The organism is Sphingosinicella terrae (assembly GCF_003347635.1).
Taxonomy (GTDB): Bacteria; Pseudomonadota; Alphaproteobacteria; order Sphingomonadales; family Sphingomonadaceae; genus Allosphingosinicella; species Allosphingosinicella terrae.
In genome coordinates this window covers 194,052-210,617 of the sequence record NZ_QDFY01000001.1, presented here as the reverse complement: position 1 = coordinate 210,617, position 16,566 = coordinate 194,052, and the positions used below count along the sequence as shown (strand labels likewise).

13 protein-coding genes are annotated in these 16,566 nt (G+C 68.1%); 7 read left to right on the top strand and 6 right to left on the bottom strand.

Going from position 1 to position 16,566, the window contains the following annotated elements; all coding sequences use genetic code 11:
* The first annotated feature begins 16 nt into the window (after positions 1 to 16).
* Positions 17 to 727, top strand: coding sequence for a hypothetical protein (locus DDE10_RS01015; RefSeq protein ID WP_162806182.1), 711 nt, complete (start codon positions 17 to 19; stop codon positions 725 to 727).
* Between the two features lie 269 nt (positions 728 to 996).
* Here the strand turns inward: DDE10_RS01015 and DDE10_RS01010 are convergent, their stop codons facing one another.
* Positions 997 to 3,159: a M3 family metallopeptidase gene (locus DDE10_RS01010; protein WP_284734356.1), complete on the bottom strand. Its 2,163-nt coding sequence runs from the start codon at positions 3,157 to 3,159 to the stop codon at positions 997 to 999.
* 184 nt (positions 3,160 to 3,343) lie between these two features.
* Between DDE10_RS01010 and DDE10_RS01005 the strand changes: the two genes are divergently transcribed.
* Positions 3,344 to 4,030 (top strand): cyclic nucleotide-binding domain-containing protein, encoded by a 687-nt coding sequence (locus DDE10_RS01005; protein ID WP_114950868.1) that lies wholly within the window; start codon positions 3,344 to 3,346, stop codon positions 4,028 to 4,030.
* Between the two features lie 5 nt (positions 4,031 to 4,035).
* On the opposite strand, the gene DDE10_RS01000 is transcribed toward DDE10_RS01005, so the two are convergent.
* The 5 genes from DDE10_RS01000 to DDE10_RS00980 form a co-directional block, all read right to left on the bottom strand.
* Positions 4,036 to 4,278 carry a hypothetical protein gene (locus DDE10_RS01000; RefSeq protein ID WP_114950867.1) on the bottom strand — a complete coding sequence of 81 codons (243 nt, stop codon included), beginning with the start codon at positions 4,276 to 4,278 and terminating at the stop codon, positions 4,036 to 4,038.
* Positions 4,278 to 5,096, bottom strand: a complete 819-nt coding sequence (locus tag DDE10_RS00995) for a hypothetical protein (protein ID WP_114950866.1) — start codon at positions 5,094 to 5,096, stop codon at positions 4,278 to 4,280. The genes DDE10_RS01000 and DDE10_RS00995 overlap by 1 nt, the downstream gene beginning before the upstream one ends.
* Positions 5,096 to 5,473: a hypothetical protein gene (locus DDE10_RS00990; RefSeq protein WP_114950865.1), complete on the bottom strand. Its 378-nt coding sequence runs from the start codon at positions 5,471 to 5,473 to the stop codon at positions 5,096 to 5,098. Before DDE10_RS00990 ends, DDE10_RS00995 begins: the two co-directional genes overlap by 1 nt.
* A gap of 125 nt (positions 5,474 to 5,598) precedes the next feature.
* On the bottom strand, positions 5,599 to 7,062 hold the full coding sequence (locus DDE10_RS00985) for an aldehyde dehydrogenase family protein (RefSeq protein ID WP_114950864.1): 1,464 nt from the start codon (positions 7,060 to 7,062) through the stop codon (positions 5,599 to 5,601).
* Between the two features lie 151 nt (positions 7,063 to 7,213).
* A complete protein-coding gene (locus DDE10_RS00980; protein ID WP_114950863.1) occupies positions 7,214 to 8,935 on the bottom strand; it encodes an acetolactate synthase large subunit in 1,722 nt (573 codons plus the stop codon).
* 151 nt (positions 8,936 to 9,086) lie between these two features.
* On the opposite strand from DDE10_RS00980, the gene DDE10_RS00975 reads away from it, so the two are divergent.
* From DDE10_RS00975 to DDE10_RS00955, 5 genes are all read left to right on the top strand, one after another.
* A complete protein-coding gene (locus tag DDE10_RS00975) occupies positions 9,087 to 9,380 on the top strand; it encodes a DUF2934 domain-containing protein (protein ID WP_162806180.1) in 294 nt (97 codons plus the stop codon).
* Between the two features lie 137 nt (positions 9,381 to 9,517).
* Entirely contained in the window at positions 9,518 to 10,975 is a 1,458-nt protein-coding gene (locus tag DDE10_RS00970; protein ID WP_114950861.1) for a radical SAM/SPASM domain-containing protein, read from the top strand.
* 268 nt (positions 10,976 to 11,243) lie between these two features.
* Positions 11,244 to 12,629 (top strand): multiheme c-type cytochrome, encoded by a 1,386-nt coding sequence (locus tag DDE10_RS00965; RefSeq protein WP_114950860.1) that lies wholly within the window; start codon positions 11,244 to 11,246, stop codon positions 12,627 to 12,629.
* On the top strand, positions 12,626 to 14,584 hold the full coding sequence (locus DDE10_RS00960; RefSeq protein ID WP_284734355.1) for a heme-binding protein: 1,959 nt from the start codon (positions 12,626 to 12,628) through the stop codon (positions 14,582 to 14,584). Before DDE10_RS00965 ends, DDE10_RS00960 begins: the two co-directional genes overlap by 4 nt.
* Positions 14,581 to 16,566 carry a hypothetical protein gene (locus tag DDE10_RS00955; protein ID WP_114950859.1) on the top strand — a complete coding sequence of 662 codons (1,986 nt, stop codon included), beginning with the start codon at positions 14,581 to 14,583 and terminating at the stop codon, positions 16,564 to 16,566. The genes DDE10_RS00960 and DDE10_RS00955 overlap by 4 nt, the downstream gene beginning before the upstream one ends.

The following is a 16,566-nucleotide window of genomic DNA, read 5'->3' as shown; positions in this document are numbered from 1 at the left end:
CAGCAAGGTGGAGGCCATGACGATGGCGAAGGGGGAGTTGGGCCGGTCGCTCGGGCGTGTCGCTATGGCGGCCGCCTTGCTGGCCGCCGCGGCGTCGGCGACGGCAAACGTGCTGGTGGTGCGATCGTCCGGGCCGTCGGCTGCGGCCTATCCGGCCGGAAAGTCGCTTCCCGACAATCGCCGCATCGCGCTGCGCCAGGGCGACAGCGTCACCGTGCTCGATGCGCGCGGCACCCGCATCTTCCGCGGACCCGGCCGGTTCAACCCCAGCGCGCCAGCGCCGATCGCGTCGATCCCGGCCGCGCCTGGCGAGGTGCGGCCCCGGGTGGCGGCGGTGCGGGCAGCGCCGTTCGTGCCCGGAAGCGATGCCAGCATCTGGCAGATCGACGCCGCGCAAAGCGGAACCCACTGCCTGGCCGGCGACGGGGCGCCGAGCCTGTGGCGTGCCGACGCGTCCGCCGCGGCACAGGCGACCCTTGAGGCGCCGGACGGCAGCCGCCGCGAAATCGCCTGGGCGGCGGGCGAGGAAAGCGCCCTGTGGCCGGCCGACCTGCCGGCCGGCGACGGGGCCGATTATGAGCTGCGCCAGCCGGACGTCGCCGTCCCGGCACGCATCCGCCTGCGCCGCATCGCCCCGCCGCCCAGCGACATTCCGGCGATCGCCGCCGCGCTCATCGAGGCAGGGTGCCAGGCCCAGCTCGACCTGCTGGTCGACAGCCTGGGATAGGGTTGCCGCGGGCAGAAGGCCGCTCTGACCGACGCCTTCTGCATCCTCACCCGCCTTTGGAGCGATTTGCAGTCAGACGTTATCGTCTGACGACTCGAAAATCGCGGTAATCCAATAACCTGAAGCCTCCCCCTTGATGGGGGAGGTTTGGAGGGGGTGGCGCTCCCGCTTGCGGCGTGCTGGTGGAGGCACCACCCCACCCAACCCTCCCCATCAAGGGGAGGGCTTGGCAGCCAAAGGGGCCGAGACCTGGAGGGGCTTCCCCTCCCCTACTCCGCCGTGCCGGTGGGAAAGCCGCGCTTGCGCAGGAGGGCGTCGACGTCGGGATCGCGGCCGCGGAACTGGCGATAGGCCTCGGCGCGGTCGGTCTCGTTCCCCGTCGACAGGAGGTAGCGGGCGAAGCGCTCCGCCGTCGCCGGATCCCAGACATTGCCGGCTTCCTCGAACGCGCCCCAGGTGTCGGCGTCCATCGTCTCCGACCACAGGTAGGAATAATAGCCGGCCGAATAGGCATCGGAGGAGAAGAGGTGATTGAAGTGCGGCAGGCGGTGCCGCATCACGATCTCCCGCGGCATGCCGATCCGCTCCAGCGTCTCGCGCTCGAACGCATCGGGATCCTCGACGCCCTCGGGGCGGACGTGCATCGCCATGTCGACCAGCGCCGAGGACAGATATTCGACGGTGGCGAAGCCCTGGTTGAAGGTCGAGGCCGCCTCGATCCGCTCGACCAGAGCCTGCGGCATCGGCTCGTTGGTCCGGTAGTGGCGGGCGAAGCGGTTCAATATCTCCGGCGTCAACAGCCAGTTCTCGTGCACCTGGCTCGGATATTCGACGAAGTCGCGCGGCGTCCCGATCAGGCCGGGATAGTGCACGTCGGACAGGAAATAATGGATGGCGTGGCCGAATTCGTGGAACAGGGTCTCGGCATCGTCGAGGCTGATCAGCACCGGCTCGCCCTCGCCCGGCTTGGCGAAATTGTTGTTGTTCGAGCCCAGGACGATGCGGTCGCCGAGCAGGCCCGAGCGGCTGCGATAGGTGGTCGCCCAGGCGCCGGAGCGCTTGCCGGTGCGGGCGAACATGTCGCCGTAGAACACACCGACGTCGCGGCCCTGGCGATCGGTGACGTGCCAGGTGCGGATGTCCGGATGCCAGACCGGGACCTGGCCACTATTCTCGCGGAACTGGAGGCCGTAGAGCTGGCCGGCCATGTGGAACATGCCCTGGATCATGTTGTCGAGCTGGAAATAAGGCTTGATCTCGTCCTGGGAGAGATCGAACCGCTCCTGCCGGACCTTCTCCATGTAATAGCGATAGTCCCAGGGATCGATGGTCGCGTCCTGGCCGAGCCGGCGCGCCGCCGCCTGCTGCTCGGCGACCTCCTCGCGGACCCGGGCGACGGCGGCGGGCCAGACCCGCATCATCAGTTCCTGGGCGCGATCGGGGGTGCGCGCCATCGTGTCCTGCATCCGCCAATGGGCGTGGCTCGGATAGCCGAGCAGGCGCGCCCGATCGGCGCGGACGCGGACGATGTCGCGGATCGTCTGGTTGGTGTCGTTGGCGTCGCCATTGTCGCCGCGATTGACGAAGGCCCGCCACACCCGCTCGCGCAGGCGCTCGTCGTCGGCGAAGGTCAGCACCGGATCGACCGCCGAGCGGGTGTTGACGATGGCGAACTGGCCGGCCGGGAGGTTGCGCTCGCGCGCCGCCGCGGCGGCGGTCGCCCTGACGTCGGCGGGGACGCCGGCGAGCTCGGCCTCGGTGGCGACGATCCAGGTGCCTTCGTCGGCGAGCACCTTCTCGCTGAATTGCGCAAACAGCCCCGCCAGCTCCTGATTGTAAGCGGAGAGCTGCTGCTTCTGAGCCGCGTCGAGATTGGCGCCGCGGCGGACGAAGCCCTCGTAGAGGCGGGTGACGAGGCGCTGCTGGGTGGCGTCGAGCCCGGAGCGCTCGCGCGCCTCGTAGACGGCGCGGATCCGCTGGAACAGGGCCGGATCGAGATAGATGGCATCGGAGGCGGCGGCGAGGCGCGGGCCCCATTCGCGCTGCAGCGCCTGATAGTCGGGATTGGTCATGTTGCTGGACATGACGCCGAAGACCGCGCCGACCCGGCCGAGCCGAGCGCCGGCGCGCTCGAGCGCCTCGACGGTATTGGCGAAGGTGGCGGGATCGGGATCGGCGGCGATCGCCCGGACCTCGCGCGCCTGCTCGTCGATCGCGAACTGGAAGGCCTCGGGGAAGAGATCGGGGCGGACGCGGTCGAAGGGCGGGACGCCGTCATAGGGGCCGCCCCAGTCGGCGAGCAGCACATTGTCCGGCACGGCGGCCGGGGCGGGCGCCGCGGCGGCGGCGGGAGCGGTTTCGGTCTGGTCGGTCATGGTCGTGCAGGCGCCGAGCGCCAGGGCTGCAACGCCGGCGAGGAGGAAAGGCTTCAAGATCGGTCTCCGGTTTCGGATCGGCGCGCGCGGGCGGCGCCGGATTGGATGCGGCCTGTATAGGAACGGGGCTGAACGCTGTGCAACCGGCGGGGCAGTTTGCCTTTGCTCCCCGCGATTTCGCGGGGAAGGGGGACGATGCGGAGCTTCCCCGCTTCGCCGGAATGCCGCATGATGGGGCGCCATGACGATGACGCCCGAAAGCCTGCTTCTCCATCTCGGCTACGCCCTGCTGGTCGCGGCGGTGCTGGCGGGGCAGCTGTCGACGCTGCGGCTGCTGGTCGCGCTGGCGGCCCTGGCCTGGCTGGTGCGGGCGCTGGCATGGACGGGCGACTATGCCGTCGCGGTCTGGGCCGGGCTGCTGCTCGGCCTGTCGGCCGCGCTCATCGGCCGCAATTTCTACGAGCAGCGCAATGTCCGCTTCAGTCCCGAGGAGAAGAGGATGCTCGACAGCCTCGTCGCCGGGGTGTCGCAGAGCCGCGCCCGCCACCTCATCGACCAGGGCATGTGGCTGACCGGAAAGGCCGGCGACGTCCTCACCCGCGAAGGCGAGCCGGTCGAGCATCTCTATTTCCTCGAGGAGGGCGATGCGCGGGTGATGAGCGGCGGCCGCCAGGTCGGCAGCTGCCATTCCGGCGACCTGATCGGCGAATTGAGCGTGCTCACCGGCGAGACGGCGAGCGCCACCGTCATCCTCGAGGGACCGGCGCGATTCTGGTGCGCGTCGGCGGCGAACCTGCGGCCCTATGTCGACGCCCATGACGACATACGCCGCGCGATCGAGCACGGCTTCGCCGCCGCGCTCAAGGCGAAGCTGCGCGCGAGCAACCGGGCGATCGCGGAATCGGGCGGGGTAAGCGAGGCGAGGTAGAGGCCTCAGGACGATGGCTGCGGCGGCGTCTCCACCTGCGAATCGGTGCCGATGACCAGCCAGCCTTCAGCCTCGCCCGCCGGCCAGCTCAACGCCTCGCCCGAAGGCCCGACGATGAAGCCCGATTTCACCGGACCGAAGACCCGCGCCTGCATACCGCTCTCCACCAGCACGCGCGCATGCGCCCGCGCCTCGTTCATGGTCGCGAAGCTTCGCCCGATGACCTGCTTGGGTGCTCCCGTCGCCATCAATTTCCTCCCGACACCACCTGGTTGACCGCCGCCGGCCATGGATAGTTGAACAACCCCACCGTGGCCCGGCCGGCGTCGGTGGCGAGGTGAGCCAGGCAGAGCTCCCGGCCCTGGCCGCGGCAGACGCCGATCGTCAGCGTCCCGACCGGAGCCGCGGCCGCCTGCTCAATCGCGCCCATACGCTGCGAAAAATCGTCGGCCGTCGTATGGGACCGGATAAAGGCGATCAGCGAATCGCGCGCCGTGAGCGCCTGCTGGGCCACCCCCGTGGCGATCGTCGTGACTTCCGGCGCATTATAGAGGGCGGCGATCCCGGTGGCATTGGGCGTGGCCCCGGTGAGCGCCGCCGCGTTGCCGACCGCGACCAGGGCCGGACCGCCTTCGATCGCCAGCGCCTGGGCCGCCAGCCCCGTCGCGAAGAACTGGGCCAGACCGCCGCCGGCCGTCCCGCCGACCGCATCGGCCTCGAACTGAGCGCCGAAACTGGCGAGCACCGAGTAGGAATCGATGGCGCCGCCATTCTGGCCGACCAGATAGCAGGCCGGAATGGTGCCCGCAGGCGGCGGCTGCGGGACGCCTGCGACGATGCGCGGCTGGATATAGCATGGCGTCGGCGTGCCGTTCTGGTCGTATAGCACGTTCGCGACCAGCGGCATGAACACCGCTTCCTGCCGGCGATAGCCGACGAGGATCGTCGGCGTTCCGGTCGGCGATTGACCGACGTCGATGCCGAAGCTGGTATTGGTTCCGAAAATGAGGGCGTTGCTGTGATGCGGGGTGGTGCACCCCGACATCCACAACCCGGCCAAGGTCATCAACCCGACGGCAGACTTCCTGCAAAATCCACCACGCATAGCTGTCCCCCTTCTATGGCCTGCAAGATACGGGTTGCGTGTTCCGCCTCGACCGAAGAGCGGATGATGATGAGAAGCTGACACTCGTCCGGGCGAACATAGACGAACTGGCCCCTTCGCCATCCCAGGAAGACCGATTCGTCGGCGCCGACCCCCAATGTGCTGACGTCGATGGCACGCAATTCACCATAGGTCCGCGGGATGGTGACGGAAACGGCACCGGCATAGACATGGGACCGGCCAGATGCCGGTTCGGCAAGATCCACCCGAGTACAAGCCGCAAGCCACAAGGACGCGGCGAGCGCGAACACAAGACCGCCGGGAGCCGCGATCGCCATCCCATGAAGCTAGCTCAATCGTGGAGGCGCGCAAGGCGAATCGCGTCTCCGGGCGAGGGCCCCGGAGATGGGCGCGGAGGCGCCGGCCGGAACCTCGTCTCCCCCTCACCGAGGAGGAAGATCACTCATTCGCCCATCTGCTTGGGCGGCGTGGCGGGGCCGCGGCGAATGACGAGATTGCGGATCTCGGTCATGTCCTCCATCGCGAAGCGCACGCCCTCGCGGCCGAGGCCTGAATCCTTGACGCCGCCATAAGGCATGTTGTCGACCCGGTAGGAGGGCACGTCGTTGATGACGATTCCGCCGACGTCGAGCCGGTCCCAGGCGTCGAGCGCCTTGAACAGGTCGCGGGTGAAGATCCCCGCCTGCAGGCCGAACTTGGAATCGTTGACCTCCGCGAGCGCCTCCCCGAAGTCGGTGAAGCGCGACAGGATGGCGACCGGGCCGAACGCCTCCTCGCGATAGAGGCTGCAGCCGCGGTCGACCTCCTCGAGCAGGGTGGCCTCGAGCATCGCCCCGTCCCTCTTGCCGCCGCAGAGCAGCCGGGCGCCGCCGTCGACGGCTTCGCGGATCCAGTTGTCGAGACGGCGCGCCTCGCTCTCGCTGATCATCGGGCCGACGAAAGTGTCGCGGTCCTTGGGATCGCCGACGACGAGCTTGCTCGCGCGGGCACACAGGCGGTCCCTGAGCTCGTCATAGATGTCGGCGTGGATGATGATGCGCTGGACGCCGATGCAGGACTGGCCGGACTGGTAGAAGGCACCGAAGATGATCCGCTCGACCGCGTCGTCGAGATCGGCGTCGGCATCGACGATGACCGCGGCGTTGCCGCCGAGCTCGAGCACGACCTTCTTCTTGCCGGCGCGCGCCTTCAGGTCCCAGCCGACGCCGGGCGAGCCGGTGAAGGAGAGCAGTTTGAGCCGATCGTCGGTGGTGAACAGATCGGCGCCGTCGCGATGGGCGGGGAGGACCGAGAAGGCGCCCTTGGGCAGATCGGTCTCGGCGAGGATCTCGCCGATGATGATCGTGCCCAAAGGCGTGCGGCTCGCCGGCTTGACGACGAACGGGCAGCCGACGGCGAGTGCCGGAGCGATCTTGTGGGCGGCGAGATTGAGCGGGAAGTTGAACGGCGAGATGAAGCTGCACGGGCCGATCGGCACGCGCTTCCACATCCCCTGATAGCCGCGGGCGCGCGGCGAGATGTCGAGCGGCTGGACCTCGCCGGTCATCCGTACCGATTCCTCGGCGGCGATCCGGAAGGTGTCGATCAGCCGGGTGACCTCGCCCTCGCTGTCCTTGATCGGCTTTCCCGCCTCGACGCAGAGCGCGTAAGCGAGCTCGTCGAAGCGTTCCTTGAAGCGGTCGACGCAATGCTGGAGCACGTTCTGGCGCTCGTAGCTCGCCATGCGCGCCATCGGCTCGGCCGCCTCGACCGCGGCGGCGATGCCGGCGTCGATCGTCGCCGCATCGGCCTGCGCCACGCGGAAGGCGACCGCGCCGGTATATTTGTCGGTGACCTCGAGGTCGGCATTGGGCTGCTTCGCCTCGTTGGCGAGGTAGAGCGGGTAGACGTCCTTCAGCTGCACCATGGGTCGCATGAGCCCCTTCTTGAGCGCTCGTCGGATCCTTCGATACGCGGCTTCGACAAGCTCAGCCGCTACTCAGGACGAGCGGAATTCCCAACATTTCCGCTCATGCTGAGTAGGCATTGAGCGAAGTCGAAATGCCGTATCGAAGCACTCAGGCCGGCATCGGCCCTGCCCCGGCCGGCGCCGGCTCCGCCGTCTCGAATTCCAGGCCGACCGGCCCGCCGCTGTCGAGGGCGGCGCTCAGCTCCTTGATGTCCTTGTTGAGGATCCGGTCATTCTCCGAATAGTCGATCGGACAGTCGATCAGGTGGACGCCCGGCGTCTCGAGGCAGGAGCGGAGCAGGTCCGGCAGCGAGGCCGCGCTGTCGACGCGGTGGCCGCGGGCGCCATAGGCCTCGGCATATTTGACGAAGTCGGGATTGCCGTAGGTGAGGCCGAAATCCTCGAAGCCCATATTGGCCTGCTTCCAGCGGATCATGCCATAGGCGTCGTCGCGCAGGATCAAGACGGTGAGGTTGAGGCCGAGGCGGACCGCGGTCTCCATCTCCTGGCTGTTCATCATGAAGCCGCCGTCGCCGCAGATCGCCATCACCTTGCGGTCCGGATAGAGCATCGCCGACGCCATGGCCGACGGGAGGCCGGCGCCCATCGTCGCCAGCGCATTGTCGAGCAGGACGGTGTTGGGCTGGCGCGCCGGATAGTTGCGGGCGAACCAGATCTTGTAGACGCCGTTGTCGAGGCAGATGATGCCGTCGGCGGGCATCGCCTCGCGGATCTTCTTGACCAGGCAGGGCGGGAAGATCGGGAAGCGGATGTCGTCGCCCAGGCCGGCGCTATGCTCGAGCTCGGCGGCGCGGGCGCGCAGCAGCCGGTCGAAATTCCAGGTCGGCTGCGGGACGATGTCCTCCTTGATCTGCCACATCGCGTTGGCGATGTCGCCGGTCACTTCGATCTGCGGGAAGTAGACCGGATCGACCTCGGCGGTCTTGGTGCTGATGTGGATGACCTCGGTGCCGCCGTTGATCATGAAGAAAGGCGGCTTTTCGATCACGTCGTGGCCGACATTGATGATGAGGTCGGCCGCCTCGATCGCCTTGTGGACGAAATCGCCCGCCGACAGCGCGGCGCAGCCGAGGAACAGGGGGTGCATCTCGTCGATGACGCCCTTGCCGAGCTGGGTGGTGATGAACGGGATGCCGGTCTTCTCGATGAAGGCGAGCAGGGTCCGGCTGGTCATCTTGCGGTTGGCGCCGGCGCCGAGGACGAGGACGGGCGCGCGCGCCGCCTCGATCTTCTTCACCGCCGCGCGCACCGCCTTCTCGTCCGCGAGCGGCCGGCGGACGAGGCTGCGCTTCAGCGGCTTCGAGCTCGTCTGCTCGTCGGCAATGTCCTCGGGCAGCTCGAGATGGACGGCGCCGGGCTTCTCCTCCTCGGCGAGGCGGATCGCCTCGCGCACCCGGCTCGGAATGTTGTCCGCCGAGGCGAGCTGGTGGGTATATTTGGTGATCGGGCCCATCATGTCGACGACGTCGAGGATCTGGAAGCGGCCCTGCTTCGACTTCTTGATCGGCTTCTGGCCGGTGATCATCATCATCGGCATGCCGCCCAATTGGGCATAGGCCGCGGCGGTGACGAAATTGGTCGCGCCGGGCCCGAGCGTCGCCAGGCAGACGCCGGTGCGGCCGGTATGGCGGCCATAGGTCGCGGCCATGAAGCCGGCGCCCTGCTCGTGGCGGGTGAGGATCAGCCGGATCTTCGTCGAGCGGGACAGACTGTCGAGGAAATCGAGATTCTCCTCGCCGGGGACGCCGAAAATATATTCGACCCCTTCCTCCTCGAGGCACTGGACGAAAAGGTCTGAGGCTTTGGTCATGTTCGGATGCTCCCCGCTTTATCGTCCTTCGATAGCCCCCCGCGCCGGGCCGGTCGAGGGGCTGGACGACCGAAGCGACCGGCGGCGCGACCAATGCAGCTTATTCGCGCCCGCCGCGTTGACGGCCGGGATCAAGGCGAAGGGAGCGAATATGGCGGACGAGCGCGAGCATCGGATCAGGGAGCGCGCCTATCAGCATTGGGAGAGCGAGCAGCGGCCGCACGGCCGGCACGATGACCACTGGCACCGCGCCCAGAGCGAGATAGACGAGATCGTTCGCAGCCAGGCGGCGCCCGCCGAGGCCGCCGTCGCCGCCGGCGCGGCCGACCTTGCCGAAGCGCCGAAGCCCAAGCGCACGGCGCGGCGCACCAACGGCGCCGGCGGCGGCGAGGTGGCACCGCCCAAGCGCCGGCGGACGACGAAGGCGGCGCCAAAGGAGGGCTGAGCCGAGGGCACCGCCCCTCGGTTCCAGGCCGCAGGATCGCGACCAGCGGCTCAGGCCCGCGCCGGAATATGGCCCGGTTCATCGTTAAGATCGAATTTACCCTGCCTGCCTAATCCTCGGAGGGCATTGACAGGGGAATGCAGGTGAACATCGGGCAAGCAGACTTCGAAGAACCGACGACAGAAATCGAGAGCCAGGACGAGCTCGAATCAGGCGAGGCGATCGACCTGATGCTCAGCATCCTGTCAGACCAGCTCGATCATCCGGAACTTTGGGCGGCGATCCCGCAGTTCGTCGACGGCCTGCCCGACCTCATGTCGGCGCTCGAGGCCCGCCTCGCCGCCGAAAGCAACGAGCGCGACCGAATCTTCATTCTGCTGCTCGTCGCGATGGTCGGCGCCAGCCTCGGCCATGCGCCGCTGATGCTCGAGCAGATCCGTCCCCTGTCGGCACGCTTCAGCCAGTCGCCGCTCGTGCAGGGCGCCATATTCCACCTCGAGAGTCTCTGCGATCCGGACGATCCGAAATATCACCTGGCGGAGCGATTCTGCCCGAATCCCTTCATGCAGTTCGACGTCCTGGAGAATTCCACGCATCTTTGCTGCGCCAGCTATCTCCTGACTTCGGCCGGCAACCTCAAGGAGGCGGATTGGGAGCAGGTCTGGAACAGCGACAGGGCACAACAGATTCGCGAGAGCATTCACGACGGTTCCTATCGCTACTGCAACAAGACCGCCTGCCCCCGCATCCAATCCGGCAACGTCCCGACCCACGCCGAGCAGGCAAGTCAGTCCGACTTCTGGCGCGAAACCATCGAGAACCGGGCGACATCGCTGCCGGTCGGCCCGCAGCGCGTCAACCTCGCCTATGACCGCACGTGCAACCTTTCCTGCCCAAGCTGCCGCGTCGAACGCTATGCGGCGGACGAGGCGACGCGATCTGCGTACGACCAGCTTCAGAAGCGGGCGATCCTCCCCCTCCTCAAGCAGGCGCAGGTCGTCTTCATCACCGGTTCGGGGGATCCGTTCGCCAGCAAGAATTTCCGGCGCCTGATGGAGTCGCTCACCCCCGACGAATATCCGGACCTGCGCTTCCAGGTGATGACGAACGGGATGCTGCTCACCCCGGCGCAATGGGCTCAGTTCCCGACGCTTCACGGCCGGACCAAGATCCTCAAGATCAGCATCGACGCCGCCACCGGACCGACCCACGAACGCCTGAGGCGTGGCGCGCGCTGGCCCGTCATGCTCGAGAACATGGCCTTCGCGGGCCGGCTCGCCGCCGAAGGGCTGATCGAGAATTACGAGCTGGTCTTCACCGTACAGACCGACAATTACCGAGAGATGGGCGATGCGGTCGATCTCGCCCATCGAATGGGCGCCAATTCGGTCTTCTTCGCGCGGCTGACCAACTGGGGCACTTTCGGCGTCGAGGAGTATCGGGAGAAGGCCGTCTTCCTTCCCGAGCATCCCGACCACCAGGATTTTCTCCAGCAGATGCGTGACCCGCGGCTGCGCGATCCGATCGTTCTTCCGGGCGACCTGAAGGCGTTCATCTGGTCCGAGGGCCGCGAGAAAGAGGCGGCCGCGGCCTGACCTTTTGAGGGTCGGGTTCGCGCCTCGACCGTGGTGGCCGAACAAATCGACGAAAATGTCATTTGGCACGACGAAGCGGGTTTCGCCTTCGGGGCGACCGAGACGCTGATAGTCGGCTCGCCGAGAACCCAGCTCTTCCGCGGATCGTTTCGGCCGCCGACAAGGGCTTGCCCGCCGTGCTTTGCAGTTGCAACGGGGCGCGGATTCGGTCCATAGCGGGGGGGGAGTTCTTTGGCCGACCCGTCAGGGCGGGCGGCATGGAGGGCAAATGGGGGGTAGCGGCAAGTATTACGTGTTCGGGGGCGCGATAGCGCTCGCGCTGGTCTGCGTCCTCATGTTCGTGCTGCGGCCGGTCGGCGCGCAGGCGACAGCCCAGGCCGCGACAGGACCCGGCGCGACCTTTCTCGGCGTCGCCAGCTGCGGAGGCACGACGTGCCATGGCCGCAGCGAAGGCGACGGCCCGGTCGTGCGCCAGGACGAGATCATGCTGTGGCAGGATCCGTCGACCGCCGCCGGCGCCCACAGCCGCGCTTATGCGGTGCTTCGCGAGCCGCGCAGCCAGGAGATCGCCCGCCGTCTCGGCATCGGCGAGGCCCATAACGCCCCGATGTGCCTTGGCTGCCACGCCACCCCGGCCGGCGAGCGCGGCCAGCGCTTCCAGATCACCGACGGCGTCGGCTGCGAATCGTGCCACGGCCCGGCGTCGGGCTGGCTGTCGAGCCATTATGCGGTCGGCGGCACCCACGCCAACAACGTCTCGCGCGGGCTGATCCCGCTCGAAGATCCGCGCGCCCGCGCCGGCGTGTGCCTCGACTGCCACTTCGGCAGCGCCGACGAGGGCCAGTTCGTCACCCACCGCATCATGGCGGCGGGCCATCCGCGAATCTCCTTCGAGCTCGACCTGTTCACTACCCTCCAGCAGCACCACCAGGAGGATGAGGATTATGGCGAGCGCAAGGGCAGCGTCGATTCGGTGCGGATGTGGGCGATCGGCCAGGCGATGGCGCTCGAGCGCTCGCTGACCCTCTATGCAAGCTCGCGTCGCGGCACCGAGGGAGCGTGGCCCGAATTCTACTTCTTCGACTGCCACTCCTGCCACCGGCGGATCTCCGACGAGCCCAATTTCCGGCCGACGGCAGTGGCCAATCCCGGCCGTCCGATCCCGGTCGGTATGCCGCCCTACAATGACGAGAACATCATCATGCTCGCGGCCGCGGCGCGGGTGGTGGCGCCGGCCATGGCGCAGCGGTTCGAGCGCGACAGCCGCGCCTTCCACCAGGCGCTCGGCCGCGACCGCCAGGCGGCGGTGAACGCCGCGGCGGCGCTGCGGGAGAGCGCACGGGCGCTGGCCACGGCCTTTGCCGGGGCCGAGATGAGCCGCGCCCAGACCTTCGCGATCATCGACACGATCACCAGCGAGGCGATCAGCCCGCGCTTCACCGACTATGCCGGGAGCGTGCAGGCGGTGATGGCGACCGATACCCTGCTGTCGGCGCTGGTCGACGGCGGACAGGTTTCGGAAGCGGCGGCGAACAATATCCGCGTCGACATCAACAGTGCGTATCGCGCCGTCCGCGATCCCAATGCCTACAGCCCGGGAGATTTCCGGGCGGGGCTCGGCCGGGCCGCCGCGGCGATCCGGAGGCTCAGGTGAAGCGTAGCGTATCGATTATTGCCATTGCCGCTCTTCTCGTCGCTTCCTGCGGAGGCGGCGGTGGCGGCGGCTCCGGCAACCCCGTCCCTCCCCCGCCCGCGCCCCCGCCGCCGCCGGCCCCGCAGGCGCTGTTCCAGACGCCGAGTCCGGAGCGGCTCGAAGTCGCCGACATCCAGCGGATCATCTCGCAGGGCGTCGCCGAGGCGCAGGCGCAGAACCAGCCGTCGGGCTTCGTCGTCATCGACCGCGTAGGCAATGTCCTCGCCGTCTTCGTGATGAACGGCGCCAACCTCACCTTGCGGACGCCGCCCGCGCCGAACGGCCAGAATGCGGACCTCCAGAATCTGAACCTGCCGGCGCCGGCCGCGCTCGCCGGCGGCATCTCGAAGGCGCTCACCTCCTCCTATTTCTCGTCGATGGGCGCGGCCTTCTCGAGCCGAACCGCGAACGACATCGTCCAGGAGACCTTCCCGCCGTCGGTCGGCACGCGCGGACTGGAAAGCGGCCCGCTGTTCAGCGTCCAGTTCAGCCAGCTGCCCTGCTCCGACGTCTCCGCCCGCTTCCCGAACCGCGCCGGCAGCCATCGCGGCCCGCTCGGCGTCGGCGCCGATCCGGGCGCCTTCCCGCTCTACAAGAACGGCGTGGTGGTGGGTTCGGTCGCGGTCGTCGGCGACGGCGTCTACGGCTTCGACACCGAATTCCTGAACAAGGACGGCGACATCGAGGAAGTGATCGCGCTCGCCGCGACCACCGGCTTCGAACCGCGCGCCGAGATCCGCGCCAACCGAATCGCCGTCGACGGCACGTTGCTGCGCTATTCCGACGCGACGCCGGCGGATTTCCGCAGCACGCCCGGCAGCGCGCCGGCCTTCGGGACGATCAACGGCAGCGTCGGCAACCTCGTCTCGGTCAACGGCTATTACGATGCCGGCGGCGGCATCCTTGCCGGCACCCGCTACGGCACCGAGGAATCGGGCGTCCGCCCGGCCGCGGCGAACGAATATGACGTGCCCGAGGTGTGGGTGGTCAGCGACGGCGCCGGCAATAACCGCTATCCGGTCCGGCCCGGCACCGACGGCGCCCAGGCGCTGACCCGGAACGAGGTCCAGGCGCTGCTCGAGGAAGCGTTCAAGGTGCAGCGCGCCGCGCGTGCCCAGCTTCGCTATCCGCTCGACAACCGCGCCCAGAACACGATGGTCGTGGTCGACACCAACGGCGAGATACTCGGGCTGGTGCGCGGGCCGGACGCGCTCGTCGACGCCATCGACGCGGTGCCGCAGAAGGCGCGCACCACCGCCTTCTTCTCGAGCACCATCGCCGCGGCCGACCTGCTCGCCACGCCGACGCCGGGAGTCGCCGGCTATGTCGCGGCGGTCCGCACCTTCCTCGGCGATCCGAGCGCACTGACCGGCGGCACCGCCTTCTCGCTGCGCGCGATCGGCAACATCGCCCGACCCTGGTTCCCGGACGGCGAGCTCGGCCGCCCGCCGGGGCCGCTTTCGGTTCCGATCGAGCGCTTCAACATCTTCTCGACCGGCCTGCAGTCGCGGCTGATCACCGACGACATCCTCACCCATGTCGGCTTCATCTTCGGCGCCAATCCCGACGTGCCGCAAAGCTGCACCCAGGCGCCGGACGTCCGCCCCGGCTTCAACCGGATCAACAACGGCATCACCCTGTTCGCCGGCGGCGTGCCCATCTATCGCGGCAACCAGCTGGTCGGCGCGATCGCCTCGTCGGGCGACGGCAACGACCAGAGCGACATGATCGCCTTCCTCGGCCTGCACAATGCCGGCCTGAGGCTCGGCGGATCGATCGGCAATGCCGATCCGGCGCGCCGCTCCGACCGGATCGAGATCCCGACCGGCAACACCACCACCCGCCTGCGCTACGTGCTCTGCCCGTTCAACCCGTTCGTCGGCACGAACGAACAGAATGTCTGCCAGGGCAAATGACCCTCGCCGGCGCCTTCCTTTCGCTGCTGACCACGGTTGCGCCCGCCGGGCTCGCCGCGCCGCCGGCCGCGGACGCCTCCGGCGAGGCGCCGGTCCAGCTCGCGCTGGCGGCGCAGGAGGAGCCGACGGCCGCCGAAACGCCGGCCACGGAGGTCCAGCCGGAGCCGCCGCGCAACGAGCGCGGCGAGCCGCCGGTTGAGCCGCGCGAGGAGGAACTGATCGACGGGCGCCGCCGCCCGGACATCGAGCGCGAGCTTCCCGACGCCGTCGAGCAGTTCAACCCGGGCGCGATCCGATCGCCCCCGCCCGAGGCCTTCCCGGCCGACCATATCCCGATCCCCGACCGCTGGCGGCTGATCCAGAGCCTCGGCCTCGTCACCGAGCGCTGGTGGGATCCCTACAACCAGAACACGCTGAAGGGCGACCGCCCGCTCTGCATCCCGACGCCCGAGGAGCAGGAGCGCCGCCGCGCCTCCGGTCAGCGCCCGTGCGGCACGCCGCGCTGGCTCGGCCTAGAAGGCGACGACTGGTTCTTCGTCGCCAGCGCCGTGTCGGACACGGTGTTCGAGCCGCGCAGCTTCCCGATCCCGGTCGGCGTCCAGTCGACCCAGAATCCCGACAGCAACGACGTGTTCGGCCGCAACAACAGCATCGTCGCGGCGCAGACCTTCCTGTTCGGCGTCGCCCTGATCAAGGGGTCGACCGCCTACAAGCCGCCCGACGTCGAGTGGCGGGTGACCCTCGCCGCCCAGGCCAATTATGTGGACGTGCCCGAGCGGCGCATCCTCGACGTGCGTCCGTCGGTCGGCAGCAACCGCTTCGACTATGCGCTCGGCGTCCAGGAAGCGTTCGTCGACTATCACCTGACGAACACCTCCTACCGCTACGACTTCTACAGCCTGAGGCTCGGCATCCAGCCGTTCAACCTCGATTTCCGCGGCTTCCTGTTCCAGGACCAGCAGCTCGGATTCCGGCTGTTCGGCAATCGCGACAACAACCGCTTCCAGTTCAACTTCGCCGCGATCTGGCGGCTGGAGAAGGACACCAATTCGGGGCTGAACAACCTGTTCCAGCGCCCGCGCGACGACTGGATCCTGCACGCCAACCTGTATCGGCAGGATTTCCCGATCATCAACATGACCAGCGAGGTCAGCGTCACCTGGAACATCAACCGGGAGGCGGACGAGATCGAGGTCGACGACAACGGCTTCCCGGTGCGGCCGGCGCTGATCGGCGACCTGCAGGCGCGCAACTACGACGCCTGGTATTTCGGCTACAATGCCGACGGCCATATCGGCCGATTGAACCTGTCGGCCTCCTTCTACGGCGTGTTCGGATCCGACCGCGACAACATCTTCACGGGCGAGGAGGCCCGGATCGCCGGCTATTTCGCGGCGGTGGAGCCGTCGGTCGACTTCGACTGGGTCCGGGTGCGCGGCGCCGTCTTGTTCGCCAGCGGCGACGGCGATCCCTATGACGACGTCCAGCGCGGCTTCGACGCGATCTTCGAAAATCCGATCTTCGCCGGCGCCGACACCAGCTACTGGGTGCGCCAGGGCATTCCGTTCATCGGCGGCGGCCGCGCGGTCAACATCAACGGCCGCAACGGTATCCTCGCCGACCTGCGCTCGTCGAAGGAGCAGGGCCAGTCCAACTTCGTCAATCCGGGCACGATGCTGCTCGGCGTCGGCGCCGATTTCGACATCTCGCCGCGGCTGCGTGTGTCCACGAACGTCAACCATCTCTGGTTCCACCAGACCGAGGTGCTCGAGGCGCTGCGCATGCAGGGCACGATCCGCCGCGACATCGGCTGGGACCTGTCGGCGGCGATCATCTACCGGCCCGAGGCGATCCAGAACGTGGTCTTCCGGCTGTCGGGCGCGCTGCTCCAGCCGGGCACCGGTTTCCAGGACCTGTTCGAGAACGAGACTCGCGACGACCGCTATTACTCGATCCTGCTCAACGCCATTCTGACCTACTGA

Excerpts from the sequence above, each read along its gene's own strand:
- DDE10_RS01015 (WP_162806182.1), top strand. The coding sequence starts at position 17 with ATGACGATGGCGAAGGGGGAGTTGGGCCGGTCGCTCGGGCGTGTCGCT.
- DDE10_RS01005 (WP_114950868.1), top strand. The coding sequence starts at position 3,344 with ATGACGATGACGCCCGAAAGCCTGCTTCTCCATCTCGGCTACGCCCTG.
- DDE10_RS01000 (WP_114950867.1), bottom strand. The coding sequence starts at position 4,278 with ATGGCGACGGGAGCACCCAAGCAGGTCATCGGGCGAAGCTTCGCGACC.
- DDE10_RS00995 (WP_114950866.1), bottom strand. The coding sequence starts at position 5,096 with ATGACCTTGGCCGGGTTGTGGATGTCGGGGTGCACCACCCCGCATCAC.
- DDE10_RS00990 (WP_114950865.1), bottom strand. The coding sequence starts at position 5,473 with ATGGCGATCGCGGCTCCCGGCGGTCTTGTGTTCGCGCTCGCCGCGTCC.
- DDE10_RS00985 (WP_114950864.1), bottom strand. The coding sequence starts at position 7,062 with ATGGTGCAGCTGAAGGACGTCTACCCGCTCTACCTCGCCAACGAGGCG.
- DDE10_RS00980 (WP_114950863.1), bottom strand. The coding sequence starts at position 8,935 with ATGACCAAAGCCTCAGACCTTTTCGTCCAGTGCCTCGAGGAGGAAGGG.
- DDE10_RS00975 (WP_162806180.1), top strand. The coding sequence starts at position 9,087 with ATGGCGGACGAGCGCGAGCATCGGATCAGGGAGCGCGCCTATCAGCAT.
- DDE10_RS00970 (WP_114950861.1), top strand. The coding sequence starts at position 9,518 with ATGCAGGTGAACATCGGGCAAGCAGACTTCGAAGAACCGACGACAGAA.
- DDE10_RS00965 (WP_114950860.1), top strand. The coding sequence starts at position 11,244 with ATGGGGGGTAGCGGCAAGTATTACGTGTTCGGGGGCGCGATAGCGCTC.
- DDE10_RS00955 (WP_114950859.1), top strand. The coding sequence starts at position 14,581 with ATGACCCTCGCCGGCGCCTTCCTTTCGCTGCTGACCACGGTTGCGCCC.